The following is a 20,031-nucleotide window of genomic DNA, read 5'->3' on the forward strand; positions in this document are numbered from 1 at the left end:
GCAGGCAGTGTACGGGCAAAACACACCGAACATGATCGACACGCCGTTCGCTCAGTCCGGTCCGCGCATCAGGGTAGATTTACCGAACAGCGATTCGACCAACTCGACCGCCAGTTTGGCGGTCTGGTTGCGCTTGTCGTAAGCCGGATTCAACTCGACGATATCCAGCGAACCCAGCCGACCGGTATCGGCGATCATCTCCATGCAAAGCTGGGATTCGCGATACGTCGGACCGCCGCGCACCGTGGTGCCGACGCCGGGCGCGATGGAAGGATCGAGGAAATCGACATCGAAACTGACGTGCAGATGGGTGTCCGCATCGACACCGTCGAGCGCTTCTTCCATCGTACGTTTCATGCCCACCTCGTCGATGTGGCGCATGTCGTAGATGTCCATCTTCGCTTCACGCACCAGACGCTTTTCGCCTTCGTCGACCGAACGGATGCCGATCTGGCGAAACACATCCGGTGACGTGGCAGGCACGCGGTCACCGATCTCGACCAATTCGCGCGGCCCATTGCCACACAGGCAAGCCACCGGCATGCCGTGGATGTTGCCCGACGGCGTGACCTGCGAGGTGTTGAAATCGGCATGCGCATCGAGCCATAGCACGCGCAACTTGCGCCCTTGCTCGCGACAATGCCGCGCTACGGCGCTGATCGAACCGATTGCCAGGCAGTGATCGCCGCCCAGCATGATCGGCAGTCGACCGGCCTGCAGTTCGTGGTGGATGGCGCCATGCACCGCGGTGTTCCAGGCGATGACTTCGGGGAGATGACGATAGCCATTCTCCGGCGGCTGCCAGGGATTCATCGGCCCATGCAGATTGCCGCGGTCGATGACCTCCAGCCCGCGACGCCGGAGCTTCTCCGCCAGCTGCGCCACGCGCAGGGCTTCCGGCCCCATCGAGGCGCCACGATGTCCCGCGCCGATATCGGTCGGCGCGCCGACCAGGGCAATCACCTGCTTGTTCATACCGCTTTTCTCGCGTCTTTCTGCGTTGATACGCAAGTGTAGCGGGTCGAAAGCAGCTCAGGCGCGCAGCAAAAAGCCCGCATCGCTGCAGGCCTGGATAAAACTGGTGCCGACACCCGGATTCGAACTGGGGACCTACCGCTTACAAGGCGGTTGCTCTACCAACTGAGCTATGCCGGCACTGGGCCGCCTATTCTAACAGGGCTTCGCCTAAAAGCAGCCTGCGCTGTGGGATCCGATGGACGAATCGTGGATCCGGCTACGCCAGTCGAAGTGCTCGCTGTCGACAGGGATCAGGTCGAGCCAGTACTCCGGCACGGTTTCGGTGCGCTCGCTCATCTGGGCCTGAAAGCCGGCGGCGACGATTTGATCGCGGCGTTTGCGCGCATTGGCCGGGTCCTTGAACAGGCCCAGCGAAACGGTGTTCTGGTCGTCGCCGGAACCGACCACGAAGTAATCCTGGATGTTGCGCGCACCCAGCTGACGGGCCTGGGCCAGCGCTGCCGCATGGCTCGAGCTGGGTGGCAAATGCACCCACCAGCCCCGCGTTTGCGTGATCTGTTCCTGCCGCGCGCGCATGCGTTGTACTTGCGGACCCAGGGCATTGCGCGCGATGCGCAAGTCTTCCTGTGTCGCAAAGGGCCCCAGCGCCATGCAGGCGTAGCTGAGTGCACTCGTCGTGGCGGGAGTCAGTGCCGTTCCCGCCGTGGTCGCCGATGCCGGAGTCGATGCGGACGACGTCGCTGTCGGCGGGATGGCGGCCGTATGAGCTACCGTCGTGGTGGGTGGCGGCAGCTCCGACAGCAGGTGCAGTTTCGGTACGCCGGGATCGGTGGCGAGGTAGCCATGCGTATCGTTCTGGCCCAATAGCAGCCATGCGCCGACGGCGATATTGAAGGCGATGAGCAGAACGAATAGCAAGCGCAGGAACATCGGCCATTCACCATTATGGGTCGCGGATGATTCTAGGGTGATGCGGGGACCGGATGTGAGTCTGCCCACACAAGGAGTCCACGCAGCACGCTATCGGCGGCTATGTCGGCAGGGACCCGCAGCAACGGCAGCAAGGCGGCCGCATCGCCCCCGTCCAGCAGCAAGCGTGGCGTTCGTTCGGCGTGTTGATCCGCCATATGCGCGGCGAAACGCTCGATCAAGGCCGCAACGGCCTGCCAGCAACCTGAGACTACGGCATCGGCGGTGTTATCCGCGATATCGCGTATCGCACCGGCTTGCTCGGGCCGGACGCGCGCGGTGGCGCCGAGCAAGGACTGCTGCATCAGCCATGGACCGGGTGCGATCAGGCCGCCCAAATGCTGTCCTTCCTCGGTGAGCGCATCGAGCGTGAGCGCCGTGCCGATGCCGGCCAATACGCAGGGCGCGTGACCAGCGGCATGAGCGGCGACCATCGCCAGGAAGCGATCCACGCCCAGCCGCTGCGGTTCGGCGTAAGCGTTGCGCACACCGCAGGCCTCGGCCGGGGTTCGCACCCACACGACGCCTCGCGCGAAGACATCCGCGGCTAGTGCTTCAATCTGTTTCTCGCGTGATGTATCGACGACTGAAGCGCCCAGCACACGGTCAGGACGCCCTAGTCCTTGCCACGCTTGAACAAGTGCGGTGGAAACATCTTCTTCCCACGCCACGGCGCCGCGTGCGGACCAGCCATCCGCTGCCGCGATAGCCCACTTCAGTCGCGTATTGCCGAGATCGAGCAGGAGTTTCATGCGCGGCGCACCGTCACGTCGGCGCTATCGATGCCATGCAAACCTGTCGCTGTCTGCAATTGCAACGCACCGCGCGCATCGATGCCGGCGCCCACACCATCGAGCTCGCCGGAGGCACCGCTTACGCGGAGCGGGACGTCGCGCAAGGCATCGTGTTCGGTGTATTCGTCGACGAATGCCGCAAAGCCATCACGCTCGAACTGGTCCAGACCTTCTACCAAGTTGGCGATTAGCGCGGCCACCATGCGATTGCGATCGGGTGGCGTGCCCCGTGCGACGTCAGCCAGATCGGATACCGGTTGACCGGCCTGCTCGCGCAGTGCCGTCGTCAGCCGCAGATTGAGGCCGATACCGATCACCGCCGCGCAAGGCCCCTGATATTCCCCGCTCAGCTCGACCAGGATGCCCGCCAATTTACCGCCCTCGGCCAACACATCATTGGGCCATTTCAGGGAGGGACCCGCCATGCCGAGCGTGTGCAACGCCCGCAGCACGATGACGCCGGTCGCCAGCGACAAACCCGACAGGGACGCAAAACCGGCGTCGAATCGCTTCAGGCATGACAGATAGATATTCAAACCAGGCGGCGATAGCCAACTGCGTCCCCGTCTGCCCCGCCCCGCCGTCTGCGTCTCTGCCGCCACGATGCTGAAGTCCGGCGCCGCAGCACCGCGGCGCTGCAATTCGCTAGAGGTGGAATCGAGTTCCCAATAAAGATCCAGCGCACCGAGCCGGCGGCTCATCGGCGCCGGCAGGGCCTCCCGGATGCGAGACTCGTCCAGCATCTGAATGGGCCACGGCAAGCGGTAGCCGGCGGCGCCCGCCGACTCGATCGGCACGCCCCGATGACGTAGCGCTTCGATCTGCTTCCAGATGGCGGCACGGGTCACGCCGGTCTCGGCGGCCAGACGGGACCCAGAAAGGGTCTCCCCGGAAGCCAGAGCGGCCAGAAGTTGTTGCGGCTGCATGGTCTCAGTATTCCGAGAGACATTCGACCGGGCACGGCCGCAATAAGGGATGAGAACAAGAACGTGTCATCACGCGATTCTAATGGCTGTCAGCAGTCTTCGAGATGCGGGTGCAGGGCACTGGTATCCACCCTGGGTTTCTGGGACTATCCGGTCGATAGGCTTACGCCTTGGGGGCTGATCGCCATGCGTGCCATACCATTGCTGCTCGGATGCTTGCTAAGTGTTGGCGCTATCGCCAACGCGACGGCGACTGGCACCAAGGCTGCTGGCGGCATCAGTGCAACGTCCGCCTACAACTGCACCGACCAATCCGCTGGTCATGCCACCAGCCACGACACGACCTCGGCCAACGGCGACGCGCTCAATATTCCTCGCGCCGGCAGCACGGCTGGATCGTCGGGCAGCATTCACGCCAGCAGCCCAAGAAGCAGCACCGAAGATAGCCCGGCCCATGCCGCCGCCGACGCTTTGCCTGGCAACACCTCCCATGGCTCCTCGGGCCTTGGATGGCAGTCGCTGCTGCCCGGCTCGATTCAGTAAGGCTGTTTTCTCTCCGCCCTTAAAGCTTTGCGGACAAGATCCGCAGCTCCCGCTTTTCAATTCGGCGGCAACTGCACGCTAAAACGCGCGCCGCCAAACTCGGCCGAGCGGTCGACCGTCAGCTCGCCGTTATAAGCACGCACGATGTCCTGCACGATGGCCAAGCCGATGCCGTGTCCCTTGACGCGCTCGTCCCCGCGCACGCCACGCTGCAGCAGCTTCTCGATCTTGTCCTCGGCGATCCCTGGGCCATCGTCTTCGACACTGAGCAACAGACCCGGTCGCTGACGTCCCGGCTGTGGCCGGGTCTTTACTACCAGCAGCACGTGGTGGCCTGCCCATTTGAAAGCGTTTTCCAGCAGGTTGCCCATCAGTTCCAGCAGATCGCCCTGCTCGCCGTAGAACGCGGCGCCGTCCTCGATATCGAATTCGCACAACACGTTTTTCGCGGCGTAGACCTTTTCCAGGCTTTGCACGAGATCCTCGGCATGCCCGGCGATCGGCACTGCGCTGGCAAAGGTTTGCCGGCCGGTGGTGGCACGCGAAAGTTGGTAAGCCACCAATTCATCCATCCTGCGCACCTGATCGAGCAGCGGAATGCGCGCCTCATCGGAAAGATCACCGGTCGATTCCATCTGCGAGCGGATCACCGCCAAGGGTGTCTTCAGGCTGTGCGCAAGATCGGCCAGCGTGTTGCGATAACGCGTGCGCTGCTCGCGCTCGCTGTCGATGAAAACATTGATGCGATCGGTAAGACCGGTGAGTTCGAGTGGGTACTGGCTATCCAGATGATCGCTGTCGCCGCGTTCGACCCGGCTCATGTCGCTGGCGACTTTGCGCAGCGGCGTCAGGCTCCAGCGCAACAGTGCCATTTGCAGCACGATCAGCACCACACCCAAGACCGCAAGCCATCCCACCAGGCTACGCCGGTAGACAGCGGTGTTGCCTTCCAGCTCCTCCTCGGTCTCCGCCGCCGTGAAAGTGAGACGCACCGGCGCGCGCTCGGGCATATCCAGCGCCACGCCGAAGCTGTAGTAGTAAAGCCTGCCCAATTCGGTATCGACCGGACCGATGAATTGCGACTGCCCGGGCTCCAGCGGATGCAGGAAACTGAAATCCCGGCCCAGGGCGGAAGTCGATTCCCAGCGAAATCCATTTTCGCCCAGCACCACGGCATACAGGCCGGAACCGGGGCGCGAAAACATCGGATCAGGCGGTGTATCCGGCAACAGCGGCGTACCGTCGCGTCGCGGGTCGGTGCCGGCAATGTAGGTGATGACGTAATCGTGCAGGCGATCCTGCAGTTTGTTGACCTCGCTGGTGGCATAGGTGCGCGACAGCGTCCACCCGATTGCACCAAGGAAGGCAGCCAGCACGAGGCCGGTCGTTAGGGCCGCGCGCGCCGCCAGCGAAAACGGGCGGCGCTCGGCGGCATCATTCGTCTTCGCTGCGAGGAATAGCAAAGCGATACCCACGCCCACGCACCGTTTCGATCGGCTTCATGCTGCTTTCCGGATCCAGCTTCCTGCGCAAGCGGCCGATGAAGACCTCTAGCACGTTCGAATCGCGATCGAAATCCTGCTGGTAGATGTGTTCGGTGAGGTCCGCCTTCGATACCAGTTCGCCGGCGTGCAGCATCAGGTATTCGAGCACTTTGTATTCGTAGCTGGTGAGGTCCACCGCCTTGCCTTCCACCGTCACGGTTTGCGCGGTGGTGTCGAGCTTGATCGGACCACAGGCCAGCACCGGCTTGGACCAGCCGCTCGCGCGGCGCACCAGCGCGTTGATGCGCGCCAGCAGTTCTTCGACATGGAACGGCTTGACCAGGTAATCGTCGGCACCGTGCTTGAGGCCTTCGACCTTGTCCTGCCAGCTGCCGCGCGCGGTAAGGATCAGGATGGGATAACGCTGACCGGCCTCACGCAAGGCCTTGACCAAATCCATGCCCGACATCTTGGGCAGGCCCAAGTCGATGATGGCCAGATCGAACGGCACTTCGCGTCCGAGGTAAATGCCCTCTTCGCCATCCTGGGCGGCGTCCACGGCAAACCCATCGCGCTTGAGGCGGGCTGCCAAGGTTTCGCGCAGCGGCGCTTCGTCTTCGACCAGGAGGATGCGCATCAGTGTTTCTCCTTTTTGTAGCTTCCGCCGATAGGGGATTTCTTGGGGGATTGTGCCGCAGCCGGCGGACGCATGGCATCCGACGGTACGGCGAGGACCTTCACATGCCCGTCCGGCGTGAGCACCTTAATGCGGTACTCCACCTTGCGCCCGATATGGCGCGGCTCTGCCGACAGCACCTTGCCACCGACCCGCTGCTGTACCTGCTGCACGGCCTCATCCAGGCTCAAACCGCCCTGCGGCGACGACTGAGCGACCACCGTACCGGCCGCCAGCAGCAGCCCGGCAGCCATCCATGCTAGATCGTGCTTTGAACGCATAGTCCCGTGATCGATGCCAGAGAGGGAGAACCGGCTAAAGCGCCATACTGCGAAACCGGGGCTGAATACTGACCGGACGGCCGGCCGGTGTCACGCCGCTACCCGCGCCGGAGCCATGGCTTGCTCGATAAGCGGCCATCCGGCGCCCGCCTGATGCGCACCCTCGCTGAGCGTGCGACGAAAGCCGCGCGCACCCGGCTCGCCTTGGTACAAGCCCAGCAGATGCCGGCAGATATGCTTGAGCGCAGTACCGCGCGCCAGCTCGGCTTCGATATAGGGCCGCATGTGCTGCAGGACGCTTTCGCGCGACGGCAGCGGCACGCCATACAACGCGGCCTCGACCTGCGCGAGTACGTAGGGATCGTGATACGCGGCGCGACCCAGCATCACCCCGTCGACATGCGCGAGATGTCCCTGCACCGCTTCCACCGTCGTGATGCCACCGTTGACGATCACCACCAGCTGCGAAAATTCGCGCTTTAGGCGATAGACGCGCTCGTAGTTGAGCGGCGGTACCTCGCGGTTTTCCTTAGGCGACAATCCTTGCAGCCACGCCTTGCGCGCGTGCACGACGAGTATGTCGACGCCAGCCTGCAGCATGGTTTCAGTGAAATGCTGCAAATCGGCGTAATCGTCTTGATCGTCCACACCGATGCGGCACTTCACCGTGACCGGCACGGACACCGCATCGCGCATCGCTTTCACGCAATCGCCGACCAAGGCGGGCTCGCGCATCAGGCAGGCGCCGAAGCGGCCCGATTGCACACGGTCCGATGGACAGCCCACATTGAGGTTGATCTCGTCGTAACCCGCCTGCGCACCATGCCGCGCCGCTTCGGCCAACTCCTGCGGATCGCTGCCGCCCAATTGCAGCGCGACAGGATGCTCTTGCTGGCTGTGCTCAAGCAGACGCAGCTGCTTGCCGCGCACCAGCGCAGCGCTGGTCACCATCTCCGTATAAAGCCGTGCATGCGGCGACAGCAGGCGGTGGAAATAGCGGCAATGGCGATCGGTCCAGTCCATCATCGGGGCGACGGACAGGCGCCAATCTTCTTTTCTCAAGCTTGCGGGCGAAAAAACGTTGGACATCATGCGCCTATTCTACGTGGTGACTGCTTAGGCGTGATGGTTATAACCCGCCGAAAACGGCTTCCACTACACGGAAACGGCCCGAATCGCGTAATCTATAGCTGTAACGCCGCGGCACGCCCGGCGCTCGTAAGGCACAGCGGCACCCCAGCCCTTCCCGCGAGTTACCCCGCCGCGTCGCGCGGCACGCACCCCCCGTACCCCGCAACAACCCGAGAAGACAACAACCATGGTGGCTTTGGCGACCGAGCAAGTAATCGACGTCCAACACTGGAACGACAGCCTTTTCAGCTTTCGCACCACGCGCGATCCCGGCTTCCGCTTCGACAGCGGCCAGTTCGTGATGATCGGCATGGAAGTGGATGGCCGTCCGCTGATGCGCGCCTATTCGATCGCCAGTGCCAGCTGGGAAGAACACCTGGAGTTTTTCTCCATCAAGGTACAGAACGGCCCGCTTACCTCGCGCCTGCAGCACCTGAAGCCCGGCGACAGCATCACGGTGAGCCGCAAACCGACCGGCACACTGGTGCTTACGGATCTCAAGCCCGGCAAGCATCTTTACCTGCTCGGCACCGGCACCGGCCTTGCGCCCTTCATGAGCATCATCCGCGACCCGGAAACCTATGAGCGTTACGAGAAGATCGTGCTTGCGCACGGCGTGCGCAACATCAACGATCTCGCCTACGCCGATTATTTGCAGAACGAGCTGCCGCAGCACGATTATCTGGGCGAGCTGGTGCGCGAAAAGCTGATCTATTACCCCACCGTCACACGCGAACCGTTCCGCAACCGCGGCCGCATCACCGACAACATCGTCGATGGTGCGATGAGCCAGACTATCGGACTGCCGCCGCTCAGTCCCGACACCGATCGTCTCATGCTATGTGGTAGCCCCGCGATGCTTGACGATCTGTGCGCATTGCTTGATGCACGCGGCTTTCATGCCTCGCCGCGCACGCGCGAGCCGGGCGATTACGTGATCGAACGGGCCTTCGTCGAGAAGTAGTGCGCGCTCAGTCGCGCACGCGCCCTTTGCCTTCGTTGTCCCAGTAACCGAACACGCGACGCGCAATAAGTTTGTACAACCGCTTGCCGGTCGCACGCCACAAGCGCGAATGCCAGGCCGGTGTTTTCAGCATCGCTTGTTGACGCGCACTGAGCGCATGCACGCAATACGTGCGTTTGTGCTTAAGCAGATGGCGCAAATCTTCGCGCGCTAGCAGACGAAACAAACGGCCGCGCCGGCCGCGCGTCCAGGCGATCTGGAAATCGACAAGAGCCGGACGCCCATCCGTGCGCACCAGCCAGTTCGGTTCTTTGGCGAGATCGTTGTGCACGATGCCGTGCCGGTGCAATTGTGCGAGCAGGCGCAACGCATCGCGGTAATAAGCGGGTTCGCGCGGCTGCGCTTGTTGCATCGGCTGGCCGGCGATGTAGCCGCGCAGAAGTTCGCGACCGTTCCATCCCAGCAATGACGGCACGCCGTCCACGCCGTTCAATCTTGCGAGCGCACGTGCTTCGCGCGCAGCGGCGCGGCGTGCAAAAGCGCGCGCCCACCAACGCGCCGCACGGATATCGCGACGGATCATCCGTACGCCATCGCGTTCGACGATCTCGATGCGACCGAGCTCGTCGGCCTTGAGCAGGATGGAATCGACGTTTGACACAAACCTACCGATGAAAGAATGGCAGACGGCTTGCCGTCCGCACCGCGGCGACAGACTATTGTGGCCGATCCGCGGCTACGTCGCCGCCCCGAGGACGACCGACTGCCATGCTGGATATCGCACTTTACGTATTGGCGGGCCTGTTGATCGTCGGTGGACTGATCGGCGCCGTGCTCCCCACCTTGCCCGGCATCCCGATGATCTTCGGCGGCATTTGGCTCGCTGCGGCCGTCGATGGTTACCGGCACTTGGGCACGGGTTGGCTGATCGGGCTCGGCATACTGGCCGCTTTCGGCGTACTGGTGGATTTCATCGCCGCGTCGATCGGCGCGAAGCGCGTAGGCGCCAGTCAGCGGGCCATGTGGGGTGCCACATTGGGAACCCTGGTCGGCCTGTTCTTCGGCTTGCCCGGTCTGATCCTCGGGCCGTTCGTGGGTGCGCTTCTTGGGGAGTTCACGTCGAGCAAGAGCGTATTGCGCTCTGCTCACGTGGGCCTCGGCACCTGGCTGGGTCTGCTGTTCGGCGCCCTGGTGAAGCTGGTGATTTCGCTCATGATGGTCGGTCTTTTCGGCTTTGCCATGCTTCTGTGACAACGACCCAACCTTAGGTACATGACGCCTAGCACGACGCACGCATAAGCTCGTCCCACCAAACTCTGGGGATATCCACCATGACCAAACGTCTCGCCTTTGCCGTGGCGATCGCACTGGCTGCTGCCGGATCGGTTCACGCCCAAGCGACCCACGCCCCATCCTGGGTCGAACGCAGCAACGCCGACGCCAAGGTGCTGCTCGACGAGCAAGCTCGCTTCAGCCCTGAATTCGCCACGCAGGTGGGTCTGCCGGGCTACGACGACAAGGTGGCCGACCTCAAGCCCAATGTCGACGCGCGCGCCCGCGCTGCGCTGGTGGACGCCAAAGCCAAGCTCGGGAAGATGCTGGCCGGCGAGAAGGACGCCAACGTACGGCAAGATTTGCAGATCATGATCAAAGCCGCCGATCTGCAGATCGAAGGTATCGATCTCAACGACAAATACATGCTGCCGTACCAGGACGTCGCGCAGCTGATTTTCAACGGCGAGTTCTACCTGCTGAAAGACGATGTGGACGCCAAGCGCCGTCCGCTCGCGCTCAAACGTCTCGAGTGCTACGTAGGTAAAGCGCCGGGTTGTACGCCGATTACCCAGTTGGCCGAAGCGCAAACCACCGAACGTCTCGCCGACAAGAAGCTGCTTGGTCCCTACAAGGGCGATGTCGATCAAAGGCTTGCCAATACCCAGCGCTATACGCAAGGCATTCGGCAGTTATTCGCCAAATACAAACTCGATGATGCCGAAGGCAAGGCCGCGCTCGATGCGATGGACAGCCAGCTGAAGGAATACGACGCATGGGTGCACAGCACCATCGTGCCGCGCCAACGCGACGACTTCCGTTTGCCCGAGCCGCTGTATGCCTACAACCTCAAGCAGGTAGGCATCGACATTCCGCCGGAGCAGCTCATCAAGCAAGCGCAGCTGGAATTCGTGGAACTGCGCTCCACCATGCAGATGATCGCGCCGACGGTCGCCAAGGCCGAAGGTATTCAGTCCACCGATTATCGCGATGTGTTCAAGGCGCTCAAGCAACAGCAATTGGGCAAGGATGACGTCGTGCCGTGGTATCACGAAGTCATCGGCAAGATCGAAGACATCATCCGCCGCGAGCACATCATCACGCTGCCCCAGCGTGACATGCAGATGCGCATGGCCTCCGACGCGGAAGCCGCCTCCGTCCCCGCACCGCATATGGATCCGCCGCCTCTCGTCAACAATCACGGCGAGCAAGGCACGTTTGTGCTGACCATGGGCAACCCCTCGACAAACAAAGACACGTCCGATGCGTACGACGATTTCACTTACAAGGCCGCCGCGTGGACACTGACCTCTCACGAAGGGCGCCCTGGCCATGAGCTGCAGTTCGCCGCGATGGTAGAACGCGGCGTATCGCTGGCGCGCAGCCTGTTCGCGTTCAACAGCGTCAACGTGGAAGGCTGGGCGTTGTATTCGGAAGCGGAAATGCTGCCCTACGAACCGCCGGCCGGCCAGTTCAGCGCGTTGCAGGCCCGCTTGATGCGTGCTGCCCGCGCTTTCCTCGATCCGATGTTGAATCTCGGCATGATCAGCAAGGAGCGCGCGCACGACGTGCTGCGCAATGACGTCGGTCTATCCGAAGCGCTGACGCGCGAAGAACTGGATCGCTACACCTTCAATAGCCCCGGTCAAGCGACCTCGTATTTCTACGGGTACATGCGCTTGCAGCAGCTGCGTCTGCAAACCGAACTGGCGCTAGGGAAAAACTTCAATCGTCAGGCCTTCAACGATTTCGTCGTCGGCCAGGGCCTATTGCCGCCCGATCAATTGGCGGAAGCGGTTCGCACGCAATTCATTCCTTCGCAACAGAAACATTGATGGTTGTCGACGGGCGGATCGCGCAGCGCTCCGCCCGTCCTTTCCTGCTGCACTAGGCAGAAAGTCCGCTCATAACGGCGCAGTAGGAATCACATAGAAAAGCACGGCAAGAAATTGCAGCACACTTCCGGTCAACACAAAGAAATGCCACACCGAATGGTGATACGGCAACCGGCGCCAAAGATAGAACGGCACGCCTAACGTGTAAGCTGCACCGCCCGCGAGCAGCAGCACCATACCGCCCGTCTGCAAATGAGCGAGCAGCGGCCGGAATGCAATCATGCCGACCCAACCCATCGCGATATACAACAGCACGGCAAAGCGGCGGTAGCGCTTGAGCATGCCCAGCTCCAGCGCACTACCAAGCAGCGCCAGACTCCAGACCATGCCGAACAGACTCCAACCCCAGGCGCCGCGCAACGCGATCAGGGTAAACGGGGTATAGGTGCCAGCGATCAGCAGAAAAATCGCAATGTGATCGAGCGTACGCAGCAAACGCCTAGCCGACTCAGTGCGGATCGTGTGATAGAGCGTCGATGCGGTGTAGAGCAGAACGAGCGACATGCCATAGACAGCACTCGCCAATACGTCACTGGCGGTGCCGGTGTCAGCGGCGCGTACGACAAGAACGACCAAGCCTAGGATGCTCAGCAGAATACCGATGCCATGAATCACGCTGCTGGCCAGCTCGTCGCCGAACCCGTAACGAGGCAGCACCGCTTCGCTTGTTGCCGACATGCAAACAACTCCTGAGCCGCTCGACAAATCACCGGGCCAAGCCGGCACATTAACCGGCTGGCCACGATTTACCTAATGGAATACAGCTAAAAAATCAGGGTTCGATGATGAACGCGCCGAAGGCGATACCAAGATTCCATCCGTGCCCCTTGCCGCTCAGCGCGAGGGAAACATTGCCCTTCGTCAGCACCTGGCTATCGGCACTGGCCTGCGCACCGGCATGCGCTTCGGCCGTTGCGTAGTGACCCAATGTTTCGTGGATGTTGTAGACGCCGGTGAAGACACCTTTGCCGTCATCGATCTCGGTCGTGCCGAAGGTCAGGCCGCCGCCTTTCGCCCGGATATGCACATGCATGCTTTGGCCGTTGTTGCAGCTGATCGTGCCGCTGCCGGTCGCTGTCTTGTAGAACACCGACCACCCGGACAACTGGAAATGCATCCCGCAATCGACGCTATGACTGGCATGCACGGGCGCCGATGCACCTAGCCAGCCGAGGCACAGCACCGCTGCTCCCACCCATTTCATGATGCCCATCGTTTTCATTGGCCTATTCTCTCGTTTGCTAATGCCAGTCGATTGTCGCAAGGGCCGCCGCCCCGCTTTCGTGAAGGTGGTCATCACAAGGCGTGCACGCCCAACCAAGCTCCATCCAGGCATGATGCGCGTCAAGGGTATCGCCTCCCCGATACCCGTATCCTGCAACCCCGCACCCTTGCGGGGTTCTTTTTTTGTCCCGGCACCGCCGTAGCCCGTCTGGGCGGCTATTGCGCAAGCCAAGGCGACAGGCATAGGCTGAAGCCGCGCGTACCACGATCCCCCTGCGTCCCCACGCAGCGTGGCCAAAGCGCATCACAACCCACATCGCCGTCAGGAGGTCGCTTATGCCGTCCGCAAGCCTGGCTGTTGTTCGTCGTGCGCACCCGGATATGGTGCGCGTTACCGCGCTCAGCGCGGCCATCGCTCTCAACCTCGCTGCACTCCTGTTCGCCATGCGGCCCTTGGCGCCGCAGTTCGCGAACGCGTTGGAAACGGTCAAGACTGAAACCGTGCGCATCATCGAACCGCCGCCAAAAGCACCGCCGCCGCCCGACATCGTTGTCAAAGCGCTACCCAAGCCCACGCCAGTCGTGCACGCTCCCGTTGTGCAGGTCAAACATGTCGACAACCCGGTAGCGACCGCCCCTCCGACGACCGAGCCGTCGCCGAACAGCAAACCCGTGACAACGACACCGCCGACGACTACGCCGCCAACGATGGCGCCAGGCGTGGTATCGCTGGCCTACCGATCGTCGCCCTTGCGCTTTCCGGTACAGGCGATACGGCAGCACATGTCAGGCACGGTGCTGTTGCGCGTGCTGGTCGATGAGAACGGCAAGCCACTCGAAGTGCAGATCGAGCGCAGCAGCGGCCATACCTTGCTCGATCAAAGCGCCAGGGAACAGGTCTTGGCGGGCTGGCTATTTCAGCCGACGGAGATCGACGGGCACGCGGTACGCGCATGGGCGCGCGTACCGGTAAATTTTGCGTTACAGGAACTTTGAAACGCCGTCTGCCGTAAAGGGATCGGGACCCGGCCAGCGTCCAGCGACTGGACCGGGTCTCGCTCCACGGCTACCGCAAGAAAATGTTTCAGTGCGACACGGACGGCGCCACGGCCGGCCGGCGCGCAATATGCACAATCGTCCAAATCAACCCAAACAGCAGCAGCGCCGGCAGGCACAAGGGCAACAGCGATAAAGCGATCACCGGCAGAACAAGCAACATGACCAGGCCGCCGATAAACAACCCGAGGGCGCCCGCAATCAAACCGAACAGCCCGCCGATCAATCCAAACGTCAGCTTGAACACCAGGCCGATCAGCGACCCGACGATCCAAAGCCCGCCCACCAACATAGCTATCAGCATCAATTCGATCATGTCCGTTTCTCCGACGTCAGCCGTACGGTCAGATGCGCCTTACCCGATGAAGGTTTAAGGCCTGTCATAAGCATAGGCCGATGTGCGCTGTGGTCCATGCTGCAAAAGTCATGCTTGTAATTTAGAGCCTGCCCTCATGGTCCGCGTGGCCCGCGCCGGGATCTGTTTGCGCGCACGACAAGGAGGAGCGAGGGAGTGTATGTCGATACACGGCTGAGCGAGGACGCAGGCGTGTGGGCAAACAGACCCGGCCCGAAGGGTTGTCGCTGAGTGGCCGCCAGGCGGCAGTGCGTGGCGCGGCGCCTGACTGGCCGTCAGGTCAAGCCGCGCGCTGCCGCCTGGCGGCCACTCAGCGACAACGCGGGCTACGCGGACCATGAGGGCAGGCTCTTCGCCTTACGCCTACTTAACGATAGGCATGTTCCACTGCCGATCGTCCCCAGTCTGCCCACGAAACCTATGCGTACGTACAGACATAGCCTTAAAACATTACGTGACGTTGCGCTGGCGCATACGCTCGAAAAAAATCCGGATCTCGCTTCGCTTGCCCGCGAACTCGGCGGCATCATCCATCGCGATATGCGTGCGCTTGCTGATGGCTTGTCCGATCTGCGCAACCACAATCGCGGTTTCGAGCGTTGGCTGGTAGGACGTCGCGGCCGCCCTGGTGTAAGCGTACTGGTGATGGCATGGCCTCCCGGATACACCACGCCTTCGCACGATCACTCAGGTCTGTGGGGCATCGAATTGAGTTTGTACGGTGCACTGGAAGTGGAATCGTGGTCGCGCGCTTCCACCGCACAGCCGTGGCAGCTGCGCGGGCGCGATTGGCTGGGGCCGGGCGACGCCACGTGGTTCGACGCCGATATGCCCTACATGCATCGCTGTCGCAATCTTTCGCGACAAGAAACGGCATTGACGCTGCATGTCTATGGCGGCGATCTCGACGATTACACCACGTACGAACAAATCGAGGCCGAACCGTTCTGGCAAAGCCAGCCTCAGCGCGCGAGGATTGCCGGTCCGCTTCGCGTCTGATATCAAGACAGATCAGCCTTCAACCACGTTGCAACAACAAGGAGTGACATGTTTCGACGGGTCGCCATCATTGGCGGCGGCGCCGCAGGGGCTACGCTGCTCAGCGAATTGCTGGAGCGCCCTGTCGCGCAGCCGTTGCACCTGGACTGGTACACCGGCGGTGGCACGCCCGGTCGCGGCGTGGCGTATGGCACACGATCGGAACGACATATCCTGAATGTACGCGCGGCATCGATGGGGATGTTCGCCAGCCGACCCGGCGGCTTTCTGGAATACATGCAGCAGCGCGACCCCAGTATTTCCGGCACGGATTTTTTGCCGCGCTGCTGGTACGGCGATTACCTCGAAGCTGAAACGGCCAGTGCGCTGGCACGCGCCAAGTCGCGCGGTCACGACGTGCGCATCGTGCCGCATGAAGTCGACGCCATGGTGCCTGAGAACGATGGTGTGACCTTGTTCCAGGGCGAAAGCACCACGCGTGTCGAAGCCGCCGTACTCGCGCTCGGCGCATTGTCGCCGCGCCCGCTTCCGGGCGTCGACGAAGCCGCACTTGCCAGCGGGCGCTATGTAACCCTTCCGTGGCCTCTGCTCGATGACGCAAAGCCCGACACGCAAGCGCATAACGTGCTGCTCATCGGCCTTGGCCTAACGGCGGTCGATGTCGTGCTCGAACTCGCTGCAAAATGGCCGAACGCACACTTCACTGCGCTCTCGCGCCATGGCTTGCTGCCGGAAGTGCATCACTCCAGCGCATCGTTGCCGTACGAAGACAGCGCCGAGCTGGTGGAGACGATGCGCGACGCGCCGGATATTCGTACCTGGATCCACGTGCTGCGGGAATCGATAGCGCATAGCGACGACTGGCGCAGCGTGATCGACAGCCTGCGTCCCCACACCTCCTCTCTGTGGCAGTTGCTGCCGCACGCCGACCGTGCGCGCTTCTTGCGTCATGCACGCTGGGCGTGGGAACGCGCACGCCACCGCATGGCGCCGCAGGTTGCCGCATCCATCAAGGCGCTCGAAAAAGAAGGACGATTGCAGCGCCTGCGCGGACACATGCATGGCGTCGCGCTCACGGACCGTGGCGTGCAAATGACGTTCGTCCCTGCCGGTGAAGCAACGGAACACACCTTCGACGCTGACCTGATCATCCAGAGCACCGGCCTGGAAACCGACGTACGCCGCACCAAGCACACCTTGCTGCAGCAATTGATGACCAACGGACATATCCGTTCCGATCCTTTCGGTCTCGGCATCGACGCCACCCCGGAGGGACGTCTGCTGCACAACGGCCGTGCCTGGCCGCGACTATTCGCCATCGGCAGCATGCTACGCGGCACGCTGTGGGAATCCACCGCCATGCCGGAAATCCGGCAACAGGCGCGACAACTTGCCGATCAGTTGCTGGCCGACTAGGGCCATAGGTACGGCTCTTTGCGCTGGCCCCTTCTCCCCTCCGGGGTACGCGGGGAGAGCACATGGATGTGCTCGGCTTTGAGGAGCGAGGAGAAGGTTGGGATGAGGGGACAATCTTGCGTAAGTGGTAATTGGAAGCTGGCTCCGATACAACACCATCACAAGATTGACCCCTCACCTCAATCCTCTCCCCGAAGGGGAGAGGAAGCGAACGTAAAAAGCCATACTCATCGCACCCACCATGAGCCTCCCGCAGCTTCTCACCCTGCTCGCCATGTTGTTGCACGTGGCGGGTATCCTCGCCGCGATGCATGCGGTCATGAATACGCGCACCCCGCAAGGCGCATTTGCCTGGGCGCTCGGATTGACGCTGCTGCCCTACGTCACCCTCGTGCCTTATCTCTATCTCGGACGCAGTCATTTTTACGGCTACGTCACCTTGCATCGTGCACGTCGCCAGCGGCTTTCGCAGGTATCGCGGCGCGGCAGGCATGCCGGCGTACCGGCATCTTGCGCACCATATGCGGCACTGGCTGAAATGCTCGGCAATAGTTTCCATGCCGGTCAGCAATTGCAATTGCTGATTGATGGCGATGCAACGTTCGAGGCGATTTTCAGCGCCATCGCCAAAGCCGAGCGCTGCGTGCTGATGCAGTTTTTCATCTTTCACGACGATAACCTCGGCCGGCGCATGCAAGAAGCGTTGCTGGAGCGCGCCGCCGCTGGCGTGGAGGTGTTCGTGTTGTTCGACGGCATCGGCAGCCATGCCCTGCCTGGGCAGTACGTGGAAACGCTGCGTCGCGGCGGCGTAGCCATCCATCCGTTCGCTACCGAGCGCCACAGCAACCGCTTCCAGCTCAATTTCCGCAACCATCGCAAGATCGTGGTGGTAGATGGCTGGCTGGGCTTTCTCGGCGGTCTCAACGTTGGCGACGAATACCTTGGATTGAAACCACCGCTCGCGCCCTGGCGCGATACGCATCTGCAAATGAGCGGCCCCGCCGTGGTCGATCTGCAGCGCAGCTTCGCCGTGGACTGGCATTGGGTGACCGGCGAACTGTCGCCGATGCTGCCGCCGCGCTCTGCACAGGGCAATACCCATACGCTGATTGCCGCCACCGGGCCGGCCGATCCGCAGGAAACCTGCTCGCTGTTCTTCACCGTCGCGATCAATGCCGCGCGGCAAAGGCTATGGCTCACCACGCCCTATTTCGTACCCGACCAGGCGGTGATGTCCGCACTGCGCCTAGCGGTGATGCGCGGCGTAGACGTACGCGTACTGATTCCATCGCGTCCGGATCATCACACCGTGTTCCTCGCGTCCACGCTGCACGCTTATGACGCCATCAAGGCCGGCATTCGCATTTACCGTTATCAACCGGGCTTCGTGCATCAGAAGGTGATACTGATCGACGACGACACCGCCAGCGTCGGCAGCATGAATCTGGACAACCGCTCATTCCGCCTCAACTTCGAGATCGGCGCCTTGAACGTGGATCGCGTCTTTGCCGCCGACGTCGAGCGCATGCTGATCGACGACTTCGACCGCGCCGTGGAAGTGACTCGCGACGAATACCGCAAAGCGCCCTACCTGCGCCGCCTTGCGATGCACGTGGCACGACTGTTCGACCCTATTCTTTGAACCTTAGTCGCCGCGCAAAGCGCCTCGCCAGTCGCCGCCAGTGACGATCCAGCCCACGCTCGCCCCCACCAAGGCACCCACCATCTCCCAGAACACCCGCAGGCCGATGTTGTCCGGATCGTGCACCTGAGCCAGTTTGGCCTTGAGCAGCTGGATCGAGTCCAGCCCCGCGTAATTGAAATAGAACAGATCCCACATGTCGCCGCTGGCCGTCAGCAACAAGGCCAACAGGAAGGCGATAGCGATTTGCTTGAGCGGACTCCAGCCCTGCCGGCGACCGATCGCGTGCAGAATCAGGTAGAGCAGAAAAGCCACGACCGCGCTGATGGCGCCCGCTTCCAGGCCACCCGTCAGCCCATAGCCCATCCACGACTGGTCGTAATGCATCGGTGTTGTTTCCTTGAATCGATCGCTTGCATTATGCCGGTCATTGGCGGTGGAATCTTGCGATACGCCTAGTCGCGAGCGATCTACATGCAGAACCACACCGCCTTGATCCTGGTCGATGTGCAGCCGGATTTTATGCCTGGCGGCGCTTTAGCCTGCCACCAAGGCGACGCCATCGTGCCTGGCATCGATCACCTGCTGCGCCGGCGTTTGTTCAAGCAGAACGTAGCCACGCAGGATTGGCATCCGCGCGGGCATATCTCCTTCGCCAGTATGCATGCCGGCATGGCGCCGTTTCAGCAGATATCGCTGCACGGTTACCCGCAGACGCTCTGGCCCAACCATTGCGTGCAGGGTACGCCGGGAGCGGCCCTGCATCCGGACATCGATTGGTCGCTGGTGGATCTGATCCTGCGCAAAGGCAACGATCCGGATGTGGATTCCTATAGCGGTTTTCGCGAGAACCATGGTCCGGAGGGCGCACGCCCCAGTACCGGGCTGGCGGGGTGGTTGCGCGAGCGCGGCGTGAGCGAGGTCTATATCGCCGGCTTGGCCAGGGATGTCTGTGTGTTATGGACGGCGCAGGATGCGCTGGCGCTGGGTTTTCGCACGCACGTGTTGTGGGATCTTACCCGCCCGGTAACGCCGGACAGCGATGCGAACACGCGTGCGGCGTTGGAGGCGGCAGGTATCGGTATCGTGGAAGCCGCCTCGCAGCTCGCTTAGGCGTCATCCTCGCCAGACGCCGATACATGGGCGTAGTCGTCCGCGTCGATCCATACGTCGATACTGATGGGTCGGCAGCACACCTGGCAGTCTTCGATATAGCGCTGATCGCCCGCCGACGCATCGACCAGAATCTCGATGCGTTCGCCGCAATAGGGGCACTGAATGTGGCGCGGGGCGAGCATGGCGCTAGTGTAGATCGAACGATCGGGCGACGGCGCTACAATCCCGCCGTGGCGCTGAATGGAGCAAACGCACATGACCGGGAAGCGAATTTCTTTGCTGGGGCGACGGCCGCGCATCGTACAAATCG

23 protein-coding genes and 1 tRNA gene are annotated in these 20,031 nt (G+C 62.1%); 9 read left to right on the top strand and 15 right to left on the bottom strand.

Annotation, left to right across the window (positions count from 1 at the left end):
* Positions 1 to 51 precede the first annotated feature (51 nt).
* The 5 genes from rocF to QQL64_RS14905 form a co-directional block, all read right to left on the bottom strand.
* Entirely contained in the window at positions 52 to 975 is a 924-nt protein-coding gene (gene rocF / locus QQL64_RS14885; RefSeq protein ID WP_284401078.1) for an arginase, read from the bottom strand.
* A gap of 104 nt (positions 976 to 1,079) precedes the next feature.
* A tRNA-Thr gene (locus QQL64_RS14890) sits at positions 1,080 to 1,155 on the bottom strand.
* A gap of 30 nt (positions 1,156 to 1,185) precedes the next feature.
* Positions 1,186 to 1,908, bottom strand: coding sequence for an SPOR domain-containing protein (locus QQL64_RS14895; RefSeq protein WP_284401079.1), 723 nt, complete (start codon positions 1,906 to 1,908; stop codon positions 1,186 to 1,188).
* Between the two features lie 32 nt (positions 1,909 to 1,940).
* Entirely contained in the window at positions 1,941 to 2,699 is a 759-nt protein-coding gene (locus QQL64_RS14900; RefSeq protein ID WP_284401080.1) for a type III pantothenate kinase, read from the bottom strand.
* Positions 2,696 to 3,667 carry a biotin--[acetyl-CoA-carboxylase] ligase gene (locus tag QQL64_RS14905; protein ID WP_284401083.1) on the bottom strand — a complete coding sequence of 324 codons (972 nt, stop codon included), beginning with the start codon at positions 3,665 to 3,667 and terminating at the stop codon, positions 2,696 to 2,698. The genes QQL64_RS14900 and QQL64_RS14905 overlap by 4 nt, the downstream gene beginning before the upstream one ends.
* A 186-nt stretch (positions 3,668 to 3,853) precedes the next feature.
* Here QQL64_RS14905 and QQL64_RS14910 point away from each other — a divergent pair, with 186 nt between their 5' ends.
* Positions 3,854 to 4,210 carry a hypothetical protein gene (locus tag QQL64_RS14910; RefSeq protein WP_284401084.1) on the top strand — a complete coding sequence of 119 codons (357 nt, stop codon included), beginning with the start codon at positions 3,854 to 3,856 and terminating at the stop codon, positions 4,208 to 4,210.
* Positions 4,211 to 4,266: 56 nt separating this feature from the next.
* Here QQL64_RS14910 and QQL64_RS14915 read toward each other — a convergent pair whose 3' ends face one another.
* The 4 genes from QQL64_RS14915 to dusA all read right to left on the bottom strand — a co-directional run bounded on the left by QQL64_RS14915 (position 4,267) and on the right by dusA (position 7,743).
* Entirely contained in the window at positions 4,267 to 5,679 is a 1,413-nt protein-coding gene (locus QQL64_RS14915) for an ATP-binding protein (protein WP_404601070.1), read from the bottom strand.
* Entirely contained in the window at positions 5,645 to 6,331 is a 687-nt protein-coding gene (locus QQL64_RS14920) for a response regulator transcription factor (protein WP_284401086.1), read from the bottom strand. The genes QQL64_RS14915 and QQL64_RS14920 overlap by 35 nt, the downstream gene beginning before the upstream one ends.
* Entirely contained in the window at positions 6,331 to 6,651 is a 321-nt protein-coding gene (locus QQL64_RS14925; protein ID WP_284401088.1) for a PepSY domain-containing protein, read from the bottom strand. Before QQL64_RS14925 ends, QQL64_RS14920 begins: the two co-directional genes overlap by 1 nt.
* A gap of 90 nt (positions 6,652 to 6,741) precedes the next feature.
* Positions 6,742 to 7,743 carry a tRNA dihydrouridine(20/20a) synthase DusA gene (gene dusA / locus QQL64_RS14930; RefSeq protein WP_404601042.1) on the bottom strand — a complete coding sequence of 334 codons (1,002 nt, stop codon included), beginning with the start codon at positions 7,741 to 7,743 and terminating at the stop codon, positions 6,742 to 6,744.
* Between the two features lie 226 nt (positions 7,744 to 7,969).
* Here dusA and QQL64_RS14935 point away from each other — a divergent pair, with 226 nt between their 5' ends.
* On the top strand, positions 7,970 to 8,746 hold the full coding sequence (locus QQL64_RS14935) for a ferredoxin--NADP reductase (protein ID WP_284401090.1): 777 nt from the start codon (positions 7,970 to 7,972) through the stop codon (positions 8,744 to 8,746).
* A gap of 7 nt (positions 8,747 to 8,753) precedes the next feature.
* Here the strand turns inward: QQL64_RS14935 and QQL64_RS14940 are convergent, their stop codons facing one another.
* Positions 8,754 to 9,329, bottom strand: a complete 576-nt coding sequence (locus tag QQL64_RS14940; protein WP_284402208.1) for an RIO1 family regulatory kinase/ATPase domain-containing protein — start codon at positions 9,327 to 9,329, stop codon at positions 8,754 to 8,756.
* Between the two features lie 188 nt (positions 9,330 to 9,517).
* Between QQL64_RS14940 and QQL64_RS14945 the strand changes: the two genes are divergently transcribed.
* Both QQL64_RS14945 and QQL64_RS14950 read left to right on the top strand, forming a co-directional pair.
* Complete coding sequence (locus tag QQL64_RS14945; protein ID WP_284402210.1) at positions 9,518 to 9,997, top strand: DUF456 domain-containing protein; 480 nt, start codon at positions 9,518 to 9,520, stop codon at positions 9,995 to 9,997.
* 80 nt (positions 9,998 to 10,077) lie between these two features.
* On the top strand, positions 10,078 to 11,853 hold the full coding sequence (locus tag QQL64_RS14950) for a DUF885 domain-containing protein (protein ID WP_284401091.1): 1,776 nt from the start codon (positions 10,078 to 10,080) through the stop codon (positions 11,851 to 11,853).
* Positions 11,854 to 11,922: 69 nt separating this feature from the next.
* Here QQL64_RS14950 and trhA read toward each other — a convergent pair whose 3' ends face one another.
* Together trhA and QQL64_RS14960 are read right to left on the bottom strand one after the other, a co-directional pair.
* Positions 11,923 to 12,591 (bottom strand): PAQR family membrane homeostasis protein TrhA, encoded by a 669-nt coding sequence (gene trhA / locus QQL64_RS14955; protein ID WP_284401092.1) that lies wholly within the window; start codon positions 12,589 to 12,591, stop codon positions 11,923 to 11,925.
* A 94-nt stretch (positions 12,592 to 12,685) separates the two neighbouring features.
* Complete coding sequence (locus QQL64_RS14960) at positions 12,686 to 13,126, bottom strand: hypothetical protein (protein WP_404601071.1); 441 nt, start codon at positions 13,124 to 13,126, stop codon at positions 12,686 to 12,688.
* A gap of 347 nt (positions 13,127 to 13,473) precedes the next feature.
* On the opposite strand from QQL64_RS14960, the gene QQL64_RS14965 reads away from it, so the two are divergent.
* The gene (locus QQL64_RS14965; RefSeq protein ID WP_284401096.1) at positions 13,474 to 14,133 is read left to right on the top strand and encodes an energy transducer TonB; all 660 of its coding nucleotides are present in this window, start codon (positions 13,474 to 13,476) and stop codon (positions 14,131 to 14,133) included.
* An 88-nt stretch (positions 14,134 to 14,221) separates the two neighbouring features.
* Here QQL64_RS14965 and QQL64_RS14970 read toward each other — a convergent pair whose 3' ends face one another.
* A complete protein-coding gene (locus QQL64_RS14970; protein ID WP_284401098.1) occupies positions 14,222 to 14,509 on the bottom strand; it encodes a hypothetical protein in 288 nt (95 codons plus the stop codon).
* A 459-nt stretch (positions 14,510 to 14,968) separates the two neighbouring features.
* On the opposite strand from QQL64_RS14970, the gene QQL64_RS14975 reads away from it, so the two are divergent.
* From QQL64_RS14975 to cls, 3 genes are all read left to right on the top strand, one after another.
* Positions 14,969 to 15,547 (top strand): cysteine dioxygenase, encoded by a 579-nt coding sequence (locus QQL64_RS14975; protein WP_284401100.1) that lies wholly within the window; start codon positions 14,969 to 14,971, stop codon positions 15,545 to 15,547.
* 48 nt (positions 15,548 to 15,595) lie between these two features.
* Positions 15,596 to 16,963, top strand: coding sequence for an FAD/NAD(P)-binding protein (locus tag QQL64_RS14980; RefSeq protein WP_284401102.1), 1,368 nt, complete (start codon positions 15,596 to 15,598; stop codon positions 16,961 to 16,963).
* A 241-nt stretch (positions 16,964 to 17,204) separates the two neighbouring features.
* Positions 17,205 to 18,605: a cardiolipin synthase gene (cls, locus tag QQL64_RS14985; protein WP_284401105.1), complete on the top strand. Its 1,401-nt coding sequence runs from the start codon at positions 17,205 to 17,207 to the stop codon at positions 18,603 to 18,605.
* Between the two features lie 3 nt (positions 18,606 to 18,608).
* Here the strand turns inward: cls and QQL64_RS14990 are convergent, their stop codons facing one another.
* A complete protein-coding gene (locus QQL64_RS14990) occupies positions 18,609 to 18,992 on the bottom strand; it encodes a hypothetical protein (protein WP_284401116.1) in 384 nt (127 codons plus the stop codon).
* Between the two features lie 87 nt (positions 18,993 to 19,079).
* On the opposite strand from QQL64_RS14990, the gene pncA reads away from it, so the two are divergent.
* Entirely contained in the window at positions 19,080 to 19,718 is a 639-nt protein-coding gene (gene pncA / locus QQL64_RS14995) for a bifunctional nicotinamidase/pyrazinamidase (RefSeq protein WP_284401117.1), read from the top strand.
* Here pncA and QQL64_RS15000 read toward each other — a convergent pair.
* Positions 19,715 to 19,903, bottom strand: a complete 189-nt coding sequence (locus tag QQL64_RS15000) for a CPXCG motif-containing cysteine-rich protein (RefSeq protein ID WP_284402211.1) — start codon at positions 19,901 to 19,903, stop codon at positions 19,715 to 19,717. The genes pncA and QQL64_RS15000 overlap by 4 nt on opposite strands.
* Between the last annotated feature and the right edge of the window lie 128 nt (positions 19,904 to 20,031).

This window comes from Dyella lipolytica (assembly GCF_030160075.1).
Classification (GTDB): domain Bacteria; phylum Pseudomonadota; class Gammaproteobacteria; order Xanthomonadales; family Rhodanobacteraceae; genus Dyella_B; species Dyella_B lipolytica.